Origin of the sequence: Pseudomonas sp. N-137, assembly GCF_034555295.1 — a bacterium.
GTDB lineage: Bacteria > Pseudomonadota > Gammaproteobacteria > Pseudomonadales > Pseudomonadaceae > Aquipseudomonas > Aquipseudomonas rhizophila.
This window is the reverse complement of record NZ_JAXUDQ010000014.1, coordinates 97,737-119,523: the sequence shown is the minus strand read 5'-3', so window position 1 is coordinate 119,523 and position 21,787 is coordinate 97,737. Positions and strand designations below refer to the sequence as shown.

20 protein-coding genes and 2 pseudogenes are annotated in these 21,787 nt (G+C 60.5%); 4 read left to right on the top strand and 18 right to left on the bottom strand.

All coding sequences use genetic code 11. The features are described 5' to 3' along the window. Window positions 1-1,153: 1,153 nt before the first annotated feature. From T3A99_RS13690 to T3A99_RS13675, 4 genes are all read right to left on the bottom strand, one after another. Window positions 1,154-2,254 (bottom strand): ABC transporter substrate-binding protein, encoded by a 1,101-nt coding sequence (locus tag T3A99_RS13690; RefSeq protein ID WP_223194380.1) that lies wholly within the window; start codon window positions 2,252-2,254, stop codon window positions 1,154-1,156. A 412-nt stretch (window positions 2,255-2,666) separates the two neighbouring features. After that, a complete protein-coding gene (locus tag T3A99_RS13685) occupies window positions 2,667-3,044 on the bottom strand; it encodes a MerR family transcriptional regulator (RefSeq protein WP_274090206.1) in 378 nt (125 codons plus the stop codon). Between the two features lie 46 nt (window positions 3,045-3,090). Next, window positions 3,091-3,564 (bottom strand): carboxymuconolactone decarboxylase family protein, encoded by a 474-nt coding sequence (locus T3A99_RS13680; protein ID WP_076384108.1) that lies wholly within the window; start codon window positions 3,562-3,564, stop codon window positions 3,091-3,093. A gap of 150 nt (window positions 3,565-3,714) precedes the next feature. Continuing rightward, complete coding sequence (locus T3A99_RS13675; protein ID WP_274090207.1) at window positions 3,715-4,881, bottom strand: MFS transporter; 1,167 nt, start codon at window positions 4,879-4,881, stop codon at window positions 3,715-3,717. A 94-nt stretch (window positions 4,882-4,975) separates the two neighbouring features. Here T3A99_RS13675 and T3A99_RS13670 point away from each other — a divergent pair, with 94 nt between their 5' ends. After that, window positions 4,976-5,869 (top strand): LysR family transcriptional regulator, encoded by an 894-nt coding sequence (locus T3A99_RS13670; RefSeq protein ID WP_047230141.1) that lies wholly within the window; start codon window positions 4,976-4,978, stop codon window positions 5,867-5,869. A 279-nt stretch (window positions 5,870-6,148) separates the two neighbouring features. On the opposite strand, the gene T3A99_RS13665 is transcribed toward T3A99_RS13670, so the two are convergent. The 8 genes from T3A99_RS13665 to T3A99_RS13630 all read right to left on the bottom strand — a co-directional run bounded on the left by T3A99_RS13665 (window position 6,149) and on the right by T3A99_RS13630 (window position 13,535). Then, window positions 6,149-6,442 (bottom strand): antibiotic biosynthesis monooxygenase family protein, encoded by a 294-nt coding sequence (locus tag T3A99_RS13665; protein WP_139049732.1) that lies wholly within the window; start codon window positions 6,440-6,442, stop codon window positions 6,149-6,151. A gap of 40 nt (window positions 6,443-6,482) precedes the next feature. After that, entirely contained in the window at window positions 6,483-7,457 is a 975-nt protein-coding gene (locus tag T3A99_RS13660; RefSeq protein ID WP_047230143.1) for a zinc-dependent alcohol dehydrogenase family protein, read from the bottom strand. Window positions 7,458-7,519: 62 nt separating this feature from the next. Beyond that, window positions 7,520-7,822, bottom strand: a complete 303-nt coding sequence (locus T3A99_RS13655; RefSeq protein WP_047230144.1) for an ArsR/SmtB family transcription factor — start codon at window positions 7,820-7,822, stop codon at window positions 7,520-7,522. 350 nt (window positions 7,823-8,172) lie between these two features. Further along, window positions 8,173-10,572: a TonB-dependent receptor gene (locus tag T3A99_RS13650; protein WP_274090208.1), complete on the bottom strand. Its 2,400-nt coding sequence runs from the start codon at window positions 10,570-10,572 to the stop codon at window positions 8,173-8,175. A gap of 131 nt (window positions 10,573-10,703) precedes the next feature. Next, entirely contained in the window at window positions 10,704-11,627 is a 924-nt protein-coding gene (locus tag T3A99_RS13645; protein WP_188251095.1) for a FecR family protein, read from the bottom strand. After that, entirely contained in the window at window positions 11,624-12,130 is a 507-nt protein-coding gene (locus T3A99_RS13640; RefSeq protein WP_188251094.1) for an RNA polymerase sigma factor, read from the bottom strand. Before T3A99_RS13640 ends, T3A99_RS13645 begins: the two co-directional genes overlap by 4 nt. 271 nt (window positions 12,131-12,401) lie before the next feature. Next, window positions 12,402-12,701, bottom strand: coding sequence for a hypothetical protein (locus tag T3A99_RS13635; RefSeq protein WP_188251093.1), 300 nt, complete (start codon window positions 12,699-12,701; stop codon window positions 12,402-12,404). 486 nt (window positions 12,702-13,187) lie between these two features. Next, a complete protein-coding gene (locus T3A99_RS13630) occupies window positions 13,188-13,535 on the bottom strand; it encodes a hypothetical protein (protein ID WP_188251092.1) in 348 nt (115 codons plus the stop codon). A 71-nt stretch (window positions 13,536-13,606) separates the two neighbouring features. Between T3A99_RS13630 and T3A99_RS13625 the strand changes: the two are divergent. Then, window positions 13,607-13,906 (top strand): annotated as a pseudogene (locus T3A99_RS13625) (hypothetical protein); the annotation flags it as partial. Here the strand turns inward: T3A99_RS13625 and T3A99_RS27875 are convergent. Both T3A99_RS27875 and T3A99_RS27870 read right to left on the bottom strand, forming a co-directional pair. Then, window positions 13,875-14,240: a MarR family winged helix-turn-helix transcriptional regulator gene (locus tag T3A99_RS27875; protein WP_416221556.1), complete on the bottom strand. Its 366-nt coding sequence runs from the start codon at window positions 14,238-14,240 to the stop codon at window positions 13,875-13,877. The pseudogene T3A99_RS13625 and the gene T3A99_RS27875 sit on opposite strands and share 32 nt — an antisense overlap. Window positions 14,241-14,828: 588 nt before the next feature. Continuing rightward, window positions 14,829-14,990 (bottom strand): annotated as a pseudogene (locus T3A99_RS27870) (TetR/AcrR family transcriptional regulator); the annotation flags it as partial. A gap of 162 nt (window positions 14,991-15,152) precedes the next feature. On the opposite strand from T3A99_RS27870, the gene T3A99_RS13615 reads away from it, so the two are divergent. Then, complete coding sequence (locus tag T3A99_RS13615) at window positions 15,153-16,364, top strand: multidrug effflux MFS transporter (RefSeq protein ID WP_160894257.1); 1,212 nt, start codon at window positions 15,153-15,155, stop codon at window positions 16,362-16,364. Window positions 16,365-16,427: 63 nt separating this feature from the next. After that, the gene (locus T3A99_RS13610; RefSeq protein ID WP_047229677.1) at window positions 16,428-17,126 is read left to right on the top strand and encodes an SDR family oxidoreductase; all 699 of its coding nucleotides are present in this window, start codon (window positions 16,428-16,430) and stop codon (window positions 17,124-17,126) included. Window positions 17,127-17,303: 177 nt separating this feature from the next. On the opposite strand, the gene T3A99_RS13605 is transcribed toward T3A99_RS13610, so the two are convergent. From T3A99_RS13605 to T3A99_RS13590, 4 genes are read right to left on the bottom strand one after another with little or no spacing between them, the layout of a single operon-like run. Next, window positions 17,304-18,845 carry an amino acid ABC transporter permease/ATP-binding protein gene (locus T3A99_RS13605; protein ID WP_139049725.1) on the bottom strand — a complete coding sequence of 514 codons (1,542 nt, stop codon included), beginning with the start codon at window positions 18,843-18,845 and terminating at the stop codon, window positions 17,304-17,306. A gap of 49 nt (window positions 18,846-18,894) precedes the next feature. Continuing rightward, window positions 18,895-19,692 carry a transporter substrate-binding domain-containing protein gene (locus T3A99_RS13600; RefSeq protein ID WP_047229679.1) on the bottom strand — a complete coding sequence of 266 codons (798 nt, stop codon included), beginning with the start codon at window positions 19,690-19,692 and terminating at the stop codon, window positions 18,895-18,897. Window positions 19,693-19,715: 23 nt separating this feature from the next. Then, a complete protein-coding gene (locus T3A99_RS13595) occupies window positions 19,716-20,765 on the bottom strand; it encodes an isopenicillin N synthase family dioxygenase (protein WP_047229680.1) in 1,050 nt (349 codons plus the stop codon). Next, window positions 20,758-21,615 (bottom strand): sugar phosphate isomerase/epimerase family protein, encoded by an 858-nt coding sequence (locus T3A99_RS13590; RefSeq protein WP_322834462.1) that lies wholly within the window; start codon window positions 21,613-21,615, stop codon window positions 20,758-20,760. Before T3A99_RS13590 ends, T3A99_RS13595 begins: the two co-directional genes overlap by 8 nt. Window positions 21,616-21,787 lie beyond the last annotated feature (172 nt).

The window sequence follows — 21,787 nt, the reverse complement described above, 5'->3', positions numbered from 1 at the left end:
GGCGAACGCCGCCCGGTAGCCGGCAATCTGATCGCTGACCGTCAGGGGCGTAGCCTTGGCTTGTAGCCCCACGGACGAAGGCAGAACGCGCGCGAGACGGGAAAGTTCATCAAGGATGTGGCCGACAGAGCTGGCGACCTCCGCTGACGGTGACAGGCGAAACGACAGGGTCTGCGCCTCCAGGGTGGCAACACGCTCGGCGAAACGCTTGGACAACGCGGCGGCATTGTGCAGCAAGCCGGTGGCTGCCTGAATGTCGCTTGCATCATGAGCAACGCGCCCATCCACCTCACTCAACATTGCCTCGAGGTGCTCGACCACATCCCCGACGACGGCGAGCTGCCGCAACGCCTCGCCTCCCCGCAACTTGGGCGCCTCGCCAAGGTGCTCTACCGTCACGCAGGTAGCAACGACCGCTGTTGCCAACTGGTCCAGGGGCTCTCTCTCCTGCGGCTCCCCCATCACCTCGCGCAATTGCTCGACCACCGGCGGGAGTGCCGCGCAAGCGCTGTGCGCCGCGGCCGCCCCATCACCGGTCACCAGCATCTTGGCCACATTGGCGATGATGATCCGTTCGCCGTTGCGCAGGATATCCAGGATGCGATGGGCGCTTTCAATGTTGCTCACCTGCGCCTGGTGCTCAGCGGTGCGGGCGTCAAGCCCCTTCAGCCCATCGGCGATGCCCTGTTCGACCAGGATCGTCGCCTCTCGCATCCGGCCGTAGTGGGCTGTCATGTTCTCCGTTTCGCCATCCATGGTCAGGGTCGCCGCCCGCAAAGCGGCGATCGCCGCGGCGAGCCTGTCCAGACCGCCCTTGAGCGATTGCGCCTCTGCCACCGCAATGGCGGTAAGGCCGGCAATAGCGGTCGCCACCATGCCTTCGGCTTGGGAGAGGCTTTCCTGGTCGCGGGTGGCGATGAAGTTTTCCACCCGCTCGGTGGCCCCGTTGACCGAGGCCAGAATTTCTGCGGAATGGCTGGCCGAATCCACCGAACGAACCATGCCTCGCAGGCCATAGAGGTTGACTAGCGACACCGCCAGCATCAGAAACACCAGTGCGGCGACTGCCAGCCCGATCCTGACGGCAATGGGCCTGTCTGTGGTGGGCCTGAATGTCAGCACCGCGCCTCGCCTCCTCGCTCCCCGCCCACCACTACTGCTTCGTCACCTCCGGCAAAGGCGTCGGCGGCGCCGTATGGTTGACGGCCGCGTCGATCATCGCCGCAACGGAAGCCTGGCTGTAGAAAGGATTGGCGGCGCCGCCCACAGGCATAGTGGCGAGCCAGGCGTCCAGGTCCTTCGCATCGATGCGTACCAGCGGCACCTCGACGAACTTCGGCACTTGCTTGCCCGCCAGAATCTGCTGGGCCACCCAGAACCCCACCTGGGAGACGCTTGGGGAGGCGGAGACCGAGACGGTCTCGTAGCCATTGGCATCGCGCTCCTGCTTCCACAGGGCAAGTTCGTCCTGACGGTTCCCCATCACAATAATCGGCAAAGGGCGCCCCGCCGCCTTGAACGCCATGGCCGCGCCGTAGCCGTCGCCCCCCTGAGTCGCGACGGCATCAATGCTGGGAAGCGACGGCAGTGCCAGCGCCACCTCCTTGCGTGCGACGGACGCCGTCCAGTTCCCGTACACGGTCTTGGCGAACTTCAGGCCCGGGTAGTCGCTGGCGGCTTTGCGAATGCCGTCACTGATGTTTTTATCGGTGGCATCGCCGGCAATGCCGCGGATCTCCAGCAGTGTTCCGTTCCCCTTGAGACGCTCGGCGATATAATCCATTTCCACGCGGCCCATGGCGGACCAGTTGTAGTCCACGGTATAGACGCAGCTTTCGGTGACCAGACTGGCCATGACGACCACCACGATGCCAGCGTTGCATGCATCGCGAATCACCCCGTTGAGGGCCGTGTCGGACGCGGCCAGGATGACGATGGCGTTCACGCCTTTGACGATCATGTCCTGGATATGGGCCGCCTGTTCCGCTGCGGAGTTATTGGCGCTGACCACCGGAGCCTCGCGGATCAAGCCATCCTTTTGGGCTTGGGCCGCCACCTCCTGCCAGTTGCGCACCATCACTTTGCGGAAATCACTGCCCGCGTAGGAGTTGCTGAAGGCAATGCTATAGCTTGAGGTAGGGCCGCCGGCGATGCCGCCATCGGCAGCTTGGGCTGGATTGGCGACAACCATCGCCAGCCCGGTCACGCAGCCGGCGAGGCGCCATAAGATTTTGTGGAGTGGTTTAGTGTTCATGCGGCTCTCCATGTCCTTGGGATTTACCAAAAGTAATCCACCTGCATTTGCCGACAGTCTGGATCGACTGCTCGACCTGGTTGGAGAAGTCGGCCTTCAGATTGGAGATCGTCGACCCTGTGAATGAAGCGCCCAAACGCTCACGAACTGAGGAGATATTGCCCATTGATCAAGCTGCGCCCATGGGCACCGGTTACCGGATTGCTCATTCGGTCATTCCAATCATAGAACCGGGCACGAAGAACCAGAGACATACAGACTCCTTTCCTTGGCGGCTGAAAACCGAAATCAGTACATTGCCTGCAGTGACACTGAGCATAGTCTCAAGGTGCCCACTTCGCTCGCGGCCATGAAGGATTTCAGCGAGACTCTGCTTGTCGTGATGGGCGGGAGTCGACCAACAGAGCAGATCCTAACCTTCCTCCTTGGCCTCAAGCGCACGGTAGTGGTCAATCTTGACTTGCAGTGCAGCAACGGCCTTTTGCATGGCAGCAACTTCGGCCTGTACATCCTGTAAATGGCTCTCCAGCATCTGGCGGCGTTCGGTAATCGTTGAGTCCCCAGCGCTGCGCAGCTTGGCGAATGTTTGCATTTTGCCGATGGTCATGTGAGTGGTGCGTAAACGCAGCAAAAACTCCAGCCACGCCATATCAGTCTGCGCATAAAGCCGTTGCCCGCCGGCCGCACGGGCGACCGGCGCCAACAGGCCGATGCGTTCGTAGTAGCGCAGGGTATAGGCCGTAAGGCCAGTGCGCTTGGCGACCTGGTCAATCGTCTGGTAGGCGTTCATAAGCACAATCCTTGGCCATCGGTGTTCGGTAATGCACCCGTCCCGCTCACTCGGGAGGTGCGGCAACAATTTTGATGCCTCGTTTGGCAAACACTTCCCGCGCTGCGCTGATGCCATTCAACGCGCTTGGAAAACCAGCATACACCGCCATCTGGATGATGATTTCAACGATCTCCTCAGGTTTACAACCCACATTCAGCGCCCCCTCTATATGCACCTTGAGTTGAGGTTGCGCGTTCCCCAATGCGGTGAGGGCCGCGATGGTTGCCAGCTCGCGTGTGCACAGAGCAACACCAGGCCTGGAAAACACATCACCATAGGCGAAATCGACTATCCATTCACCCAGCTCGGGCGAGATATCGCTAAGCGACTTGACCACGTTGTTGCCGGTGGTCCCGGTGATTCTTTCCAGGGTCTCGACCCCTTTCACTCGTCGACTATCCGGTTCAGTTGCCGACGCCGGAATTGCGATTGCTGAAAGCACGAGCCCGGTTACAGCGCTCAGTTTTTTTAATGTCATGACCTGTCTCCTTGTTTAAGCCGCGCAACGGACCTGGCCGTTTTGGCGGTGCAACAAGGAGGCTATTGGTTAGAGCGCGCTCTAAGTCAAGCGCCAGTTGCTTTCAGCTAAAAGGGCCCGCAGCTAAAGGGAGCCCCCCTCACATCATCGTCACACCACCGCAGTTGCAACCGTTCTGGAACGCCAGGCAAAAGCCAACACCATCAACAGCCCCAGACCCGCCATTGCCGCTCCAGCCAGGGAAATCGCCGGATAACCCAGCCCGGTATTGATCACCGCTCCGCCCAGCGCCGCACCCATCGCGTTACCCAAGTTGAAGGCGCCGATGTTCACCGCCGAGGCCAGATTGGGTGCGTCCTTGGCGGCTTCCATGACGCGCATCTGTAGCGGCGGCACCAGGGCGAAGCTGGCGATCCCCCATATCAGGATGGCAACGGCGGCCGGCAGCGGCCAACGCATCAATACGGTGAATGCCAACAAGACGAGAATCAGCACGCTCAGTGAAACGATCAGGGTGCGATCTATCGAGCGGTCGGCGGCCTTGCCGCCCCACATGTTGCCCAGCGTCAACCCCACACCGAACAGCATCAGCATGGCGGTGATGTAGGCGGTTGATGCATGGGTTTCGCTGCTGAGGATCGGCGCGATGTAGGTGAAGACGGTAAACATTGCACCCGAGCCGACTACGGTCAGGGCCAATGCACCCAGCACCGGTCCACGACCCAGCACCCGAATTTCGGCCATTACACCGACGCTTTGTGGCGCCTGCAGGTTCGGTAGCGCGAACCACAACGCGGCCATGGTTACCACGCCGAGTCCGGTAATACCCCAGAATGCGGTGCGCCAGCCGAACAGTTCGCCAAACCAGGCGGCCAGCGGCACACCGCCGATGGTGGCCAGGGTCAGGCCCAAGAACATGGCCGCAACCGCCCCGGCGCGTTTCTCCGGGGCGACCACGCTAGCGGCGACGATGGAGCCGACGCCAAAGAACGCACCGTGGTTCAGTGAGGTCACCACTCTGGCAACCATCAGGCTGTAGTAATCGGTAGCCAGGGCTGACATCAGATTACCCAGGGTAAAAATCGCCATGAGTCCGATCAGCAGATAGCGCCGGGGAATCCTGCCGGTGGTCAGGGTCATCAGCGGCGCGCCGAGCAATACGCCCAAGGCGTAGGCACTGACCAACAAACCTGCGGCGGGAATGGATACGCCGAGATCCGCAGCGATGCCCGGCAACATGCCCATGGGGGCGAACTCGGTAACGCCGATGCCAAAGGCACCAATGGCGAGTGCGACAAGCGGTGGATTGATACGCATGGAAGGCTCCTTATCTATGCCGCCAATGCTACGATCCAACTTTTTCAGGCGGTAGATAGCATTTCTGGCAATCACCTTTGCGTACGGAGCACAAATGGACTTCAACGGCAGATCAGGTGAAATGAGCGTGTTCGCCACCGTGGCGCAGGAAGGCAGCCTGTCAGCCGCCGCGCGTGCATTGGGGCTGACCCCCTCGGCGGTCAGTCGGATCATCGCGCGTACTGAACAACGTCTTGGCACTCGCCTGTTGTTGCGCACCACCCGAGCGATCACCTTCACCGCCGAGGGCGAGGCTTACCTGCGCGGCGCCCGCCGTATCCTGGCCGACATGGCCGAGGTCGAAGAAGCCATCGCCGACCAGGGCGTGCCCCGGGGCCGTTTACGGGTCAGTGCCGCCCTCGGCCATGGGCGCCAGACCATCGTTCCCTTGGTGGCAGCATTCAGCGCCCGCTACCCGAACATCGTCGTCGACCTCACCCTCGGCGACGAAGTGGTCGACATTCTCGGCGGCCAGGCCGACGTGGCGGTACGCTTTGGCCATCTGCCCGACAGCCCCCTGACCGCACGAAGGATCGGCGACACCGGCCAGGTCGTGGTGGCATCGCCCGAGTATCTGCAGCGCCACGGCATCCCCCGGGAACCGGAAGACCTGCTACGGCACAACTGCCTGCGCTTCAACTTCCGGCGTGCCGAACCCAACTGGCCGTTCATCCGCGACGCAAATGAGTTTTCCCTGAAGGTCAGCGGCAACATCGAATGCAGCAGTGGTGAAGCGCTGGCACAACTCGCACGGGTAGGCGCTGGCATCGCGCGTATCGGCTATTTCACCGTAGCCGAGGACCTGCGGCGCGGCGATCTGGTACCGCTGCTGGAAGCCTGGAACCCCGGAGACCGGGAGCCGATTCATGCGGTGTTCGTAGGTGGTTCGGCAATGCCGGCGCGGGTGCGGTTATTCGTGGACTTCTTGCTGGAACATCACCGGATGTAAACGGGTAACGTCACCTGCCCCTTTCGGATGCTCGTAATGCTGTGGGAGTTTTGCCTGACTGGAACAATCGGGAGCTATAGCCGAGATTGGCCGGTGGCGATTGGTGAGAGGCGGCTTTCGGCTAGAAGCGAACGGTGGTCAGCTCAAACGTCTAAATCTAAACATTTAGGGCCTTTCATAGAAGACTTCAAACCCGGCACCTAGTCCCAGTTCAAGCCTCTCAAGGCGCCGGCAGCATCCATGCCGACGGCATTGTTGGAAGCATCATGTTCGTCAGTCCTAAAAGCTCCCCCCCTCAATATGGTAGACCTTCGGTTCTTCCGAAAAATATTCCTCCAGGCCCATCATGAACAGCCGATGGTCTTCACTCGCTTCGAAGCCCGGCGTGTGATCCTCAAGTGAAGCCCAGCGCACGATCAGGTTGAATTGCTGGGGGGTTTCAATCCCTTGCGCTAGCAAGTGGCCGCCGTAACCCTTTGCGCGGGTGAGCAAAGGGGCGACCTCGGCAAATGCGTGTCTGAACGCTTCAATGCGTTCTTTGTGAACGGGGAGCAGAGCGATTTCATAAATCATGGCATTCCTCCAACAAGCTCAGTTGATTAAAAGTACGCACTCACGAGATGAGCGATGGCTCGACTGCAATCGCGATTTTTCCCTGAAGGCCGTTGTTGGGGCTCTCCAGTCGAGCGTGGGCAAGCCCAATGTCGGCCAGCGAATAGACCGCGCCAACGTGCGGGCGCAGTTGACCGCGCTCGACCAATGCGCTCAGTTCATCAAGTTTGCCGCGGTTTTGTCGGGTAAAAACGAAGTGATAACTCGCGTTCTTGCCCCACGCCTGAACAAGGTTTTGCGGCTGGGCAATGTCCACAATCGAGACTAGGCGGCCGAGTTGGGCGAGCACGTCGGGGCTACGCGTCAGTGTGTTGCCGCCGATGGTGTCGAACACCACATCCACGCCGTGGCCACCGGTTTCCCGCATGATGGCGTCGACGTAATCCTCCTTTTCGTAGTCGATGAGCACATCGGCACCCAGGCTGCGTGCGAACTCAAAGTTTGCTTCGCGCACGGTCGTGAAGACCCGCGCTCCAATGGCTTTTGCCACCTGGATCGCGACATGCCCTACGCCTCCCGCGCCGCCGTGTATCAGAATGCTCTCCCCCACTCTGAGCGCCGCTCGCACGGTCAGTGCTTCCCACACCGTCCCGCCAACCAGGGTCAGACTTGCTGCCTCAAGGTGGCTCAGTGATTGCGGCTTACGCCCGATGATGCCTTCGGCCGCAACGTGATACTCGGCATAACTGCCTGGGCCGTCGAAAATTTGCGGGGTGTACCAGACTTCGTCTCCCGGAGCGAAGCTGGTCACACCCGGCCCGACTTCTTCGACAACGCCCGATACGTCGTGTCCGGTAATGGCCGGCAGTGGCACCAGGTCGGCATAGTCGCCACGTCGAACCTGATAATCCAACGGGTTGATCGAGGTTGCGTGTACCCGGACCAGGACCTGTCCCGCGCCCGGCACGGGCTTGGGCACGTCGCGGAGTTCGAACGACTCAGGACCGCCAAATGACTTCAGTATCATCGCTTTCATGGTAAATCCTCGCATCTATAAAATTGAATATCGAGATATCTCGATATGTTACGATAAAAAAATTACAAATCTTTCCCTATGACCTCGGCAAGCGCGCTGATGGTTGCTTCATTGCGTTTGTAGTAGGTCCACTGACCGATACGCCTGACTTCGACCAGACCCACTCGTTGCAACGTGGCAAGATAACCGGACACCGTTGACTGCGACAGCCCGATACCCTCTTGAATACTACTCACGCAGACGCCGACCGTGAGAACGTCACCCTCATCCTGCGGAGGGAAGTTCTTTACGGGATCCTTCAAACCTTTCAGGATTTGAAGACGCGTAGGGTTCGAGAGGGCTTTGAATATTTCGATCAGTTCCATGCGCTCAGGATATCGAGATTTACCGATATGTCAATACGAAAGGTTAGAATAATTTGGGGGTTCGCATTGCCAACGGTTTCACAGGTTGGAGCGAGTGCCTGCTTCTAGCCGAAAGCAGCCTGTGGTCATGAGTGAAGGCTTTTCTGAAAAAAACCACGATAACGGGCCAAGCAGGTCAAAAGCGTCAAAGGCGAATTCACCGCCCTCTTTGACGCTACCCATGACTGGTTCTGGTGCGATCGCAGCAACGACGACAGAGGCCGCGAATGCAGCCTCTCGGAGCGTCTGGTGAAATCGCCTTCAGCGTGTTCGCACAGCTTGCAACGGCGCCCTCTTTATCGTGGGCAAACTCAGAAATCAACGGTGGCCGACACTTTGAGCGTGCGCGGCGCACCTTGAGTCAGGTAGCCACCGTTGGCAGAGGCCCAGTAGTTCTCGTCGGCGACGTTCTCTAGCATCGCGTTGAAGGTCAGCGCGCGGCCCTCCAGTTGCGTCCGATAGCGCGCGCCGAGGTCGACACGGGTCCAGGCGGGGATGCTGTATTCGTTGGCGCTGTCGACGAACTGACCGCCGGTGCGCAGCAGCAGGCCGTTCAGGCTCAACCCGGACAAGCCGGGCACATCCCAGTCGGCGCCCAGATTGAATTGGAACTGCGGCACACCCACCGCCTGGTTGCCATCGTCGCGGCCGCCGGCTGTGCCGCGCAGCTCGGCTTTGGTCCAGGTGGCGCCGCTCAGCAGGCGCAGGCCGTCCAGCGGCTCGCCGAACAGACTCAGCTCCACGCCGCGATTACGCTGCTCGGCATCCACCCGGTAATAGCCGTCGCCGCCGAGCACGCCCTGCGGCTGTTCGATGCGGAACAGGCTGAGACTGCCGCCGAATGTGTCCCAGTCGAGCTTGGCGCCCATCTCGATCTGCTTGGAGCGATAGGGCGCGAACATCTCGCCGCTGTTGAGCGCGGCGCCCGGCGCGGTCGGCCCCTGCTGCAGGGACTCGACGCGGTTGGCATAGAGCGACAGGAACTCGGTGGGCTTGATCACAAGCCCATAGGCCGGCGTGGTGATACTTTCCTGATAGTTTGAGGTGCGGGCACCGCTGGCCGCGCTCCAGGCATCGGAGCTGATGGATTGGCGACGCACGCCCAGGGTCAGCAGCACGCGGTCGTCGAGCAAGCCCAGGGTGTCGGACACCGCCAGGCTGCGGTTCTGCACCTTGGCGGTGGTGTCCGGGTCGTGAATATCGCCGGAGATGCTGGTGGCCGGCGGCTCGGCGATGGGCTGGCCCTCATACAGATTGCCGAAGCCGCGACTGCCCGCCGCGGTGGACTCGAACGCGTTGCGCTTCTCCTGCCAGATGCCGTTGCCGGCCAGGTTGATGCGGTGACTGACCGGCCCGGTGGTGAGTTCGCCGCGCAGCCCCGTGACGGCGCTCAGGGTCTCCTGGTCCAGCGGCGAATAGAGGCGACCGATACGTGCGTCGCCGTTCGCGCCGTAGACATAGTTGGAGGCGTAGATACCGTTCTCCCGCGTGTATTTGCCGCCTGCACTTAGGTATGCAGTCCAAGTGGGCGACAGGTCGTACTCGGCGCTGAACATGCCATAGGTATCTTCGAGCTGCGACCAGCTCCAGGGTTGCGCGTAGTTGTGGTCGGAGTCGGGTGCCGACGGCGTCTTGCCGTTGAGAGTGCTGGTAGGCCCCGTCGTGGTCAGATAGACCACCGAGCGCCCCTCGTTGACCCGTTGCTTCTGGTAACCGAGATCCGCAGACAGTCGCAGACGGTCGCCGCGGTAGTCCAGGCCGAGGGTGGCGAGACTGAAGCGCGAGTGCTCCTCGTCCACCGCTGTCTCGCCCTCGCGCTGGGCCAGGTTCACCCGTACGCCGAAGCGGTTTTCCTCGCCAAAGCGCTGGCCCAGGTCGAGGTGCCCACCCACTCGGTTGTCGCTGGCATAGTCCAAGGTGGCGCGGCGCGTGGGGCTGTCCTCGGCACGCTTGGAGACCACGTTGATCGCCCCGCCGACACCGCTGCCCGACGGCGACACGCCATTCACAAAGGCGTTAGCCCCCTTGAACACCTCGACCCGCTCGACCGACTCGGTGGAGATGATCTGTCGCGGCAGAATACCGTACAGCCCGTTGAAGGCAATATCGTCGCTGAACAGCTGGAACCCGCGCACAACGAACACCTGGGAGAAGTTACCGAAGCCGAACGACTGACGCACGCCCGGATCGCTGGCCAGCACCTCGGCCAGGGTCTGCGCCTGGCGCGTCTCAATCAGCTCGGAGGTGTAACTGGAGAAGGCGAAAGGTACATCTTGCATGTCTTGGTTGCCCAGCACGCCGATGCGGGCACCCCGCGCCGTCTGCCCACCGGCGTACTCGGCCGGCAGATCGACACGGCCGTCGGCGATCCCGCTGATGGTGGTGGAGCCCAGCTCCAACACACCTTGCTCGGGCAGCGGCACCAGAGTGATGGTGCCGTCGTCGCCAGTCTGGAAGCTCAGGCCACTGCCCTCCAACAACCGCTGCAGGCCGTCGACCACCGAATAGTCGCCCTTGAGCGCCTGCGCCACACCACTGCCACGGGTCAGGCCGGCCTCATAGAGCAGACGCACGTCGGCCTGCTCGGCGAAATCGATGAGCGCCGCGTCGAGTCGCTGGGCGGGCACGTCGAGCTGTACGGCTTGCGCCTGTGCGGCAGCCATGGCCAGGGGGAGTACGGCTAGCGCCGCGAGGAAGGGGGTCGACCGCATGCTGATGTCCTTGGCTATCAATGCGAAGAAGTCGCATTTGCAGGAACAGAAGACGAAGGGGCCGCTGATTTCTGAACCATCGCCGCCTAAATATTTTCTGTTTTCTTGAAGGCCCGGGCGTGGCGCGAGTCTCAGCGGCGTGACGCGACCAGAATCAACCCCGGTAAGCGCACCAGACGCACAGGCAAGGTGGTTTCAACAGCACTTAACACCGCCTGTGGATCGTCGAGGGCGAACACACCGGTCACCTGTACCCTGCGAGCGGCTTCGTCGACAAACAGCACGCGCGCAGACTGGCTGCGCTCAAGTTCGGCGAACACTTGCTCCAGTGGCCGGTCGCGGAATATCAGCTTGCCGCGCTGCCAGCCCAAGCGCTGGCGCGCATCCAATGCCTGCGGCACCTGCAACTCCCCGTCGCGCCACTGCACCTGCTGCCCGCCGACCACCGGCAGCTCGTGCCCCTCGCTGGAGGCCAACACTCGGCCCTCGCTGACCGCGAGGTCGACACCGCCCTCCTCCAGACGCACATCAAAGCGCGTGCCGGTGACGCGTATACGCGCCTCGCCGGCAGTGACAGTGAACGGCCGAGCCGGGTCATGGGCTACCTGGAAATCCGCCTCGCCGCGGTACAGCCTGACCTCGCGGCGACCGTCGACAAACTGCCAGTCCAGCGCCGAATCACCGTTGAGGGTCAACAGCGAACCATCTGCCAGACGCAACTCGCGCACCTCGCCCGGCTGGGTGCTGATATCGGCATACAGGCCAATCCAGGTGCCACGCGGTAGCCACAGAGCGAGCAACAGCATCACGGCGCAGGCCAGTGGAGTCGCCCAACGTCGATGGCGACGCATCACGCGCACCTGAGGCTGCTCGGCCGGACGTTCTATCTGGCCGAGCAACGACCACAGCCCTTCCACCTCACGAAATGCTTGCTCGTGCTCGGGCGCCGCCTGGCGCCAGGCATGCGCGGCCTCGCGATCGGCAGCGGTGGCGCGACCAGAATGCAGCAACACCTGCCATTGCCGGGCCTGATCGAGAAGCGAAGGATGAGTCACGGCTGCGGGTCCATCTGCTGCTGGCAGTGTTCGAGGGCCTTCAAAATATAACGTCCGGCCATGCTTTCCGAGACACCCAGGCGCTCGCCGATCTCACGCTGGGTCAGCCCGTCCAGGCGATTCCACAACAACGCCTGACGCAGATGCGGTGGCAAATCCTGGACTACGCGCTGCAATAGCTCCAGGCGCTGGGCGTCGCTTGCCGCTCGCTCCGGACCAGGCTGGGCACTGACCAATTCGACGGATATCTCCTCTTCGACAGGGCGCGATTTTTGCTGACGGCGGTAGTCAATGATCAGGTTGCGCGCGATGCGATAGAGGAAAGCACGAAGATTGCCGATCTCCTTCCCGGACTCGCGCCGGCGAAAGCGCAACCAAGTCTCCTGGCGCAGGTCGGCTGCCAGTTCTGCGCACTTCACCTGCCGCGTGAGGAAGCGCAGCAGCTCGCTCGAATGGCTCTCGAACTCGCCGTCAGAGGAATGAGGATCAGGTGGCCAGGACACGCAAGCGACTCAAGCGAGGAAGAACCGCGAGATTATCTCAAATGATAATGACTTTCAATTAATGAGGCGTTTGCGACATTTCGTTGGTTATGACCAACAGTGGAACAATCAGGGGCAACCAATCGGGAGACTACGATAGGGATCGTTATTGAGAGACCACACTCTAGGCCAGAAGCGATGGTCGCTGGGGCAGTAGCCACTAAATCATGTGACGTACTGAGACCCTCATGACTAGCCGGTATTCCTTTTTTTTATCAGAACTGCAGAGCGACTATTGATGGGTGTCCGCCTCCTCAGCCGGATAAAACTCGCCTTCCTTCCCCATCTTTTTCAGCCGTTCGCGCGCAATCAGCTCAACGCTGGCCACTGCGGCCTGATCGTCAGGGTTGACCAACTGCAAGCACAGGCGTCGGACATTCTGATCGTGAGTGCCTTCGCTGAGCATTTCGTGAGTGAAGACTTGGGCGCCACGCCACAGGCATAGCTGGGTATGAGTCCCGCCGAGCCATATCTCATTGAATGATCCAAGGTCAGTGGTAGCCAGTTGATCCACGGTGATTGTCTTATCCATTGCGCTGTACCTTACCAATGAGTAGATACAGGTAGACTTACAAGCACAGGGGGTCGTTCCCCAGCAGAATCGAGACAAGGGGATGCGCTGGTTCGTCTGGACAATTGCGCCCCGCGCGCTCACCACGGTTCGATCTGCATCAGCTAGCGGCGAGCCGCCGATAGATCGCGCACGTGCCCCAAGACAGCATCACTGCTGGGATCGAAAGCAAAATGCAATACAAAATGCCAACTGCCAGTAGCGGCCCCGCTCCAGATGTCATCATCACACACGGAATCTGCCCGAACATTACGATAGGGCCTGCCAGCCATCCGCGTTTTTGAAACAGCAGACCAAGCGTCAATGTCAGCGCCAGGGACGCAGGATATAGAACAGCCCAATAACATTGCGCGTCCCAAGGCTCATTCACTCCGGCCAACCATGACGCCGCCAGCCAAAAGCTCACACTGATGACGCAAGCAACGATCGTCGCCAGCCACATGCTTTTCAATGTAACCGTCCGGGCATGCCGCCTTGCGCTGAGGGACTAACGATTTGCTGATCATTGCGATCCAACGATCCACCGCAATTACTTACCAAAAAATCAGCTAAGTCCTCAGCAGCTTCCTCCGCCAGTAAGCCGACAACGACTGTAATGCCTGCATCTCGTAGCATTCTTATGCCCGCTCCCGAGTTTCTTGGATCGGGATCAAGCAATCCAACAAAAACTTTATCGACCCCGCTGTTTACCAGCACGCAACCTACTGGCGGGTTTGGAAGGCAGTCAGGTAAGGCCAAGCGCCCTTGGGCAAGGGCAAGCTGCATGAAATCGGCATTGGAGGTCAGACTAGGCATATTCGATGGGTACTCATCCTTGGTGGCCGAATCTTGACACATTGAATTAGGTATCGCGTTACCCGCGAAACGATGAGCTTACCGCAGCCGAAGCCCTGACTCGCAGCCAACGAGAAGCAAGCCTTCGGGTGCTGACTCAATCCATGGGGCTGCCCGAAGCCGTGATCGCTCGTTACGTGGATAATCGGCAGCAGTCACCGGTACTGCCCATGGATGAAAAAATCATCGAAGCGCAGCAGGCCACAGCAGATCTGTTTTATGCCAACAAGCTGTTGCCTAAACGGTTGGACGTGAAGAATGCACTTGCCGCATCGACGCCTATCTTCGCAAGAGCTGCCCTCATTCGCCAGCGGGACGCGCAAAGGCCTTAAGCGTGCCGCGAAGAGCTTCCAACCCATCCTCAGTCAGTTGACAGGCGGTCTTGATCTTGTCCGTGACGGCCCAAAGCTCTTCGCGCAGGCCTTCCCCAGCGTCGGTAAGCGCAATCAGCACGCGGCGTTCGTCGCTTTTGTCGCGGGCTCGAGTCACCAAGCCCGACACTTCAAGACGCTTGAGCAAGGGCGTGATCGTCCCGGTATCCATCCCAAGTGCAGCGCCCAGATCGCCCACGGTCCTGGGCGCGTCCGTGAACAGTTCCAGCATGACCAGGTACTGGGGGAACGTCAGCCCAAGGGGCTCCAGCAAGGGTTTGTGCAGACGAATCATCCGATTGGCGGCACCGTACAGAGCAAAGGACAGTTGGGTTCCGACTTCCCGCTGCACGACAGCCTTTTTGGCAGGAACCCGCTTTTGTAGCCCAATATTATCTAGCTCACTAGATATTTTCCGGGCTACTGGTCGGCTGATGTCGGGGATATTGTCCAAGGCCTGCGCCGTTTCTGCCCCTGCCTGCTCATCCGCAAGCAGTTCGTCACGTGTCGCTTGAAGAATGCGGTCGGACAGCGGTTGATCGTCGACCGCTCGGGCGAGCACCATGGCGCCGACTATCGCCGACATGAAACCGATCGCCTGGTCTTCCCTGGATCGGTCACGCCGCCAGGGAAGACTGGCGCTGAACGACTCGATCATTCCGGCGACCCGGCCCGTGAACGAACGCCGCATCCCCGGTTCCCGTGCGACATCAATGGCCAACGCAGGCATTGCGCAGCCTGCTTCCGGGTGGTCGCGGTGACCCTGACTTAGGTACCTGTCCAGAAAGGCTTGCTTGGGCGTATCGCTGCTGGAGACAGTGTCGCGCAGCCGTAGCGCCCACTGGTCCATCGCATGTTCAAGGCTGGCACAAGCCAGCGCATCCTTCGAATCGAAGTGCGCATAGAACGCGCCATGAGTCAGGCCCGATGCCTTCATGACCTGCGCAATGCTCGCCCCTGCGATGCCCTTGCCGCGAAACAACCGGGAGGCCTCCTCAAGGATTTTCTCGCGCCGTTCCGCAGTCTGGCTTGCAGGATATCTCATCGGTGGACCTCGATATTTATGCTTGACGAATAACATGATGATCATCATGCTTGGCTGAAAATATGACAACCATCATACGCCGTAGCCAGAGTGCGGGCCGACTTCCGCCTGACGGCCAATTCCACGACTACCGCTTCCATAAGCGCCAAGGGATGTAAATCCATGACGACAACTTTTGTGAATGCCCCCGTCCAGGCCATCCAGCCATTGACCGGAAAAATCGTGGCACTGCTCGCTGGCCTGGCTGCTATCGGTATGCTCTCCACCAACATCATCCTCCCGGCATTCCCCGTCATCGGTGAAGACCTGGGAGTGGACGCCCGCGCGCTTGGCCTGACGCTGTCCAGCTTCTTCATCACCTTCGCACTGGGCCAGTTGGTGGTCGGGCCGCTGGCTGACCGCTACGGGCGCCAGAAGCTGGTGCTGGGCGGACTCGCGATCTTCGTGGTGGGCACCGTCGTCGCAGGCCTCGCCAACACCCTCGATACGCTGATTGCAGGACGCGTCATCCAGGCATTGGGCGTGTGTGCCGCCTCAGTGCTGTCGCGCGCAATTGCACGGGATCTGTTTGAGGGAGAAGCACTCGCTCGCGCGTTGTCGCTGACCATGATTGCCACCGCCGCTGCGCCAGGTTTTTCACCACTGGCGGGAAGCCTGCTGTCGGTCACGCTTGGATGGCGGGCGATTTTTATCCTGGTAGGGCTGGCCGCCGTTGCGCTCGCCTTCTTCTACGTTCGCGGCCTTGGCGAGACCCATCCCGCCGACCGCCGCGCGCCGCATTCAGCCAAGAGCGTGGTGCTCGCGTATCGGCGGTTGACGCTGGATAAGCGCTTCATCCTGCCTGCCCTTTCGATGAGCCTGCTGATGAGCGGACTGTTCGCATCGTTCGCCGCCGCCCCCGCTATTCTGATGAAAGGGATCGGCCTGACGTCGTTGCAGACGGGCCTGTACTTCGCTTGCACGGTGTTCGTTGTGTTCGCAGCCGGCATGGCGGCCCCGCGCCTGGCGCACCGTTACGGCCCAAGACTCATTACCACGCTGGGCATTGCCTGTGCCATGGCGGGCGGAGGGCTCCTGCTCGCAGGCCCGGCCGATCCGAGCCTTGGGTGGTATGCCCTTTCAATGGTCACGTTTCTTTGGGGCATGGGCCTGGCCAATCCGCTGGGCACGGCCATCACCATGGGACCTTTTGGTAAGGAAGCCGGGATGGCTTCCGCCCTGTTGGGCTTTGTTTCCATGGGGGCGGCGGCACTGACAACCTGGCTGGTTTCGGTGCTGACGCTTGCACCGGTTACAGCACTGGGCGGTGTCCAGACGACAGCCTGTCTGATCGCACTGGCGCTGTTCCTTCTACGGGGCAGTCTCGCGAAATAAACACGCTAAAGCGCTGAGGCGTCGTTTCTTGTTTGCGTCATGACCAACAACTGGAGAATCAACATGCAGATCAAAGGTAGCGTGGCGCTGGTGACCGGCGCCAACCGTGGGTTGGGCAAGGCCTTCGTGCAAGCACTGCTCGCGGCGGGTGCCGCGAAGGTCTATGCCGCGGCACGTGACCCCGCCACTCTCGAAGCCCAGGCCAACGTGGTGCCAATCAAACTCGACGTGACCCGTCCCGAAGATATCGCGGCGGCGACTGAACAGGCACACGACCTCACGCTGCTAATCAACAACGCCGGCATCAGCGGCGAAGCGCATGACAGCATTAGCCTGGAAACCCTTCGCCACGAGTTCGAGACCAACGCGGTCGCCCCGCTCGCCATCAGCCTGGCTTTCGCACCGATCCTGGCCGCCAACGGCGGTGGTGCAATCGTCAACATGCACTCGGCCCTGAGCTGGATCAACCTGCCCACCACCGTTACCTATTCGGCAAGCAAAGCGGCGGCCTGGTCGCTTACCAATGGCCTGCGGCTGCGATTGGCAAGTCAGGGCACCCTGGTCGTGGGCGTGCATGTTGCGTTCGTGGACACCGACATGACGCGCGGTATCGAAGGCGTGCCAAAGGCAAACCCTCACGATGTGGTCCAGCGCGCACTGGATGGCGTTGCCAACGACCAGCCGGAAGTGTTGGCGGACGAGACGAGCCAGCAGCTCAAGCAAAATCTGAGCAACGGTATCTACCTGCGACCGATATCGTAAAACCGAGTGACCCAAAAGAGCCGGCAGCTTTCATCGCCGGCTCATCTGGGCTTTGCAATCTCCTTATCGCATTGGCAGCCACGACCGCAATGAACTTGCACCGGCAGGCCAAACACCCCCATGGGACGGTCAAAAGCCCACGGCATAAAGCGGATCATGCGACCAAACGCGCTCAATTCAGCTCATCAACAGGCAACGCTCCTCCTCTGATTCTTCCAACCCGATAAACCGTCGCACCCGTTGGGCGCCATGCCCTTCGCGGATTGCCTGTGGCGAGGCATCCAGCTGCACGTTGCCGTTTTCCATGAAAATCACCCGGTCAGAGATCGACAGGGCAAATTCCATTTCGTGAGTGACAATCAGCAGGGTCATGCCTTCGCGAGCCAGGTCGGCGATCACCGTAAGTACCTCGCCGACCAGTTCCGGGTCCAGCGCCGAGGTCGGTTCGTCAAACAGCAGGATGTCCGGGTCCATGGCCATGGCCCGGGCGATCGCCACACGTTGTTGCTGGCCGCCAGACAGTTGATGCGGATATTTGTGAACGTGGGCCAGCAGGCCGACCTTGTCGAGCAGCTGGCAGGCCCGTTGCTCGCTCAGTGTGCGGCTGACGCCATGATAACGAGGGGCGAGGCTGATGTTGTCCAACAGTGTCCGGTGCGGAAACAGGTTGAAGTTCTGGAACACCATGCCGATGCGCTGCACGCCCTGACGAACCCGAGAGCCATCCGGTTTGTCCTCGGCATTAATGAAGCCCTCCCCGAACAACAGGATTTCACCCTGATCGATGCGTTCCAGGCCATTAATGGTGCGGATCAACGAGGTCTTGCCGGAGCCGGACGGGCCGATGATGGAAATCACCTGGCCGCTTTGCACCTTCAGGTCGATACCTTTGAGCACATGATGATCGCCGTAGCGTTTGTGCACGTCCTGCAGGTGCAGGGCCGGGGCCGCACCTTTGGCTGGGAGGCTGACCTTGCTCGATACCCTAGGTGCCAGACTGTCACGCAGCACTTGTGTCGAGGCGCTCTCCAGGGTTTGCGGTGTACGCAGGTTCAGGTCCAGGTAACGTTCCAGACGCTGCAAGGCAAAGCCAAACACTGTAACGATCAGCACGTAGTACACGCCCACAGCCGCCAGGGTCTCCATAACCAGGAAGTTCTGGGCATACAGGCGCTGGCCGACAGTCAGCAGTTCGGTCAGTGAAATCACCGAGATCAACGAGGTCAGTTTGACCACCGTGATGTATTCGTTAATCAACGTCGGCAGTGAGATACGAAACGCTTGAGGAATAACGATCAGCCGTTGCACGCCAAGCAGCCCGAGTCCCAAGGCACGGCCCGCTTCCTTCTGACCCTTGGCGATCGAAATCAGCCCGCCACGATGAATTTCTGCCATGTAGGCGGCCTCAGTGACCACCAGCGCCAACAGGCCGGAATAAAATGGCACCGACAGCACCGGCCCGGCACCGGGCAGCAACTGCGGCAGGTTGTAGACGAAGACCACCAGCACCAGCAGCGGAATGCTGCGAAAGAACCAGATGTAGAGTGATGCGGGTATGCGCAGCCAGCGCACGCTCGACAGTTTGGCCGATGCCAGGACGAAACCCAGCAGCATGCCCAGAAACCAGGCCAGGGTGCTCAGTTCGATGACGGTCAGACTCGCCGCCCAGAAGTCAGCCATGGAGAACAGCGAAAAAAAGTAAGCCCAATCGAATTGCATAGACACCTCGCGCAAGCCGCGCCCCCGATCGAGGGCGCGGTTTCAGGCATTACTCAGAGACCGGTTCCAGGTCATACGCCTTGAGAATGGCGGCGTACTCACCGTTGGCCTTACTCTCAGCCAACGCCTTGACCAGCGCCTGATAGGTCGCGTCGGCGTCTTTCTTGACGTAGATGCCCAAAGTTTGCGGGTAAACCAACTTCTGCGAGCTGACGATCACACGGCCGTTGGTACGCTGAGCGATCATGTGCGCGGCGCCGGCAATTTCCACTTGAGCCTGGATGTTCTTTGACAGCAGCGCCTGCGTCACCTCGGGTGCCGAGGGAAACTCACTGACGGTGATGGCGCCCTTGTTGTTCGGGACGCAGTAGTCGCTGGACAACTGACGGAACTTGCCGACCCAGGTGGTGCCCTGCTCCAGCCCGATTTTCAGGCCACACAGGTCTTCAGGAACCTGCGGGTTCAACTCACTGCCCTTGGGCACCATGATCGCCGCGCCGGTGTTGGCATAAGCAATGGTCCGGGCCTGGGCCTGGCGCTCCGGGGTGATGTACATGCCGGAGATGATTGCGTCGTAGTGCCCGGCGTTGAGGCCGTTGAGCAGATTGGGAAACTTGGTATCGACGAAGTTGGCCTTGACGCCCATTGCCTTGGCCAGGGAATGGGCCAACTCCGGGTCGGAGCCGACCACATTCTTGTTCGCGTCATAGGACTCGAACGGTGGGTAGGTGATTTCCATACCGACCTTCAATACACCCGGGGTCGCGGTGCTGGCGAAGGCGGCACTGGCACAGAACAGACTAGCGGCGAGCAGACTCAGTCGGGTCAAGGCGTAGGGGGTTTTCATGTTGGGAAGCTCCGTTGGTTTTTTTAGGAATGAGTGGCAGTGTTTTTCAGGCGACCGAAGCTCGATGGCTTGCGGGCTCGGGACGGCAGTTCAAGCTCGCCGTTCTCGACGCGTTTGCGCAGGTATTGATAGGTCTGCAGGGCTTGACTCCACATGTGTTCACCAATCGTCAACGCCTCGTAGACCTGAGCGTCATTGATGAATGCCGGCAACGGCTTGATCAGCGTGTGGTAGTCGCAGGCGTAAAACAGCGGGAAGCTATAGCGCTCCTGAGCCACCTTGCGCACTCGGTGAGCGGTGGCCACAAAGGTCCCAGCGGTCATGACTTCCAGCATGTCGCCGATGTTCACCACAAACGCATCGGGCATTGGCGGTGCATCGATCCACTGATCCTGGTCGTTTAACACCTCCAACCCCGGCTGATCGGCGTGCAGGATGGTGAAGCACTCGTAGTCGGTATGCGCGCCGATGCCGGGAGCATCCACAGCAGTGGCGTCGAAGGGGTAATGGATCAGCCGCAGCTTGGAAGGCGGCCGGGTGACCAGTGCGTCGAAGTAGCCCTCTTCCAGGCCCAGGGCCAGGGCGAAGCCATCGAACAGTCGGCGGCCCAGGGCAAACACGGCCTGATAGTAATTTTGTACTGCAGCCTGAAAACCCGGCACGTCGGGCCAGTGGTTCGGGCCCAGCAGCGGCGTTCGACTCAGGAATAGCGGATCGTCCACCGGCACTTCGAAACCGATGTCGAAGGCCTCTTTGTGGTCCGGCTTGCCCTTGGAGTACACCTCCTCACCTTCGGGCACGAAGCCCTTGTGGCTTTCCGAGGCACCAATGTAATGGCGCATCTTGGTCTCCAGGGGCTGCGCGAAATAATCCTCGCTCGCCTGGCGCAGGCCCTCGATCAGTGCCGGATCAATGCCGTGCCCGGTGATGTACAGAAACCCCACATCGCTGGCGGCACGACCCAGTTGCTCGGCCACGGCAAGGCGATGCTCCAGTTCGATACTGAAGAGGCCGGCGATGTTCACCACCGGAATGCGATTGAAGTTGGCCTGGGTCAGCGAAGTCTTATTCATGGTGGGCTCCTTCACAGGTAAAACGGTTGAAGTGTTCGCGCTCGGTTCGCGCCATCCACTGGTTCAAGGTCCAGAGATCGGCCACTGGCATGTTGGTGAAGGGCAAGTGATGCAGATACCCGTCGGCACCGAACTCCGGGGTCAGGGTGCTGACTGCATAGCCGCGCTGAAATTGAGAAGCCCAGACGGCCTCCCAGTGACGCTGGTGAAACACCAGTTCACGGGCATGTTCCGGGGCGGCGGGATGGGGAACTTGCGGGCCCTGGTCATAACCGACCCGAGCTTGAATGTGATGAACGCGCTCGACGAAGGACGACAGATCGTCGGCCGGGTCGTCCAGTAACCGCTCACAGCACACCACCCAATGGCTGATGTCACTGGTGAAACGCAGTTCCGGCAGTTGGCGAATCAGTTCCAGAGTCACCCAAGGGCTATAGAGGGAGCGGGCGCGGTGAGTCTCGAAACTGCAGAACACCCCATGCCTGGCGGCCAGCTCCAGGGCCTGACCGAAGAACTCGACCTGCTGCGCCAGAGGCCAGCGATCATTGCCTGCAAGCAGATTGACGAAACGGGGTGTCAGCTCCGAGGCCCAGCCGAGCTTGCGATCGATGTCGACCAAGTGCTGGGCAGGCGTGGCGCGCTGATCAGGCAAGACATCGTAAGCACTGAACAGGGTGCAAATGTAGGGGACGTGATTGCTGCGCAGGAAAGCGCCGAACTCGCCACGCTCATTGGCCTGCAGTGGCAGGCGTGCTTCGATCCCATCAAAACCGGCGGCGAGCAGTTCATCCAGGGCGGATGAATGGCCGGCGGTATAGCCCCATAAGGTACGGAAAATCTCTAGCTTCATGCATTCCTCTCGACTGCGTCGGGCCACTGGCGGATTGGGCTGGTGGCGTTGCTGGGCAGTCGAAAAGGGGCTGCTGCGGGCCGCTGCTCTGATGGCGGCGGTCCCATGTGGAGGATCCTAAGGCCATCGTGACAAATGATTGAATAGGCTGTAGCAAATAGTTAGTTCAGAA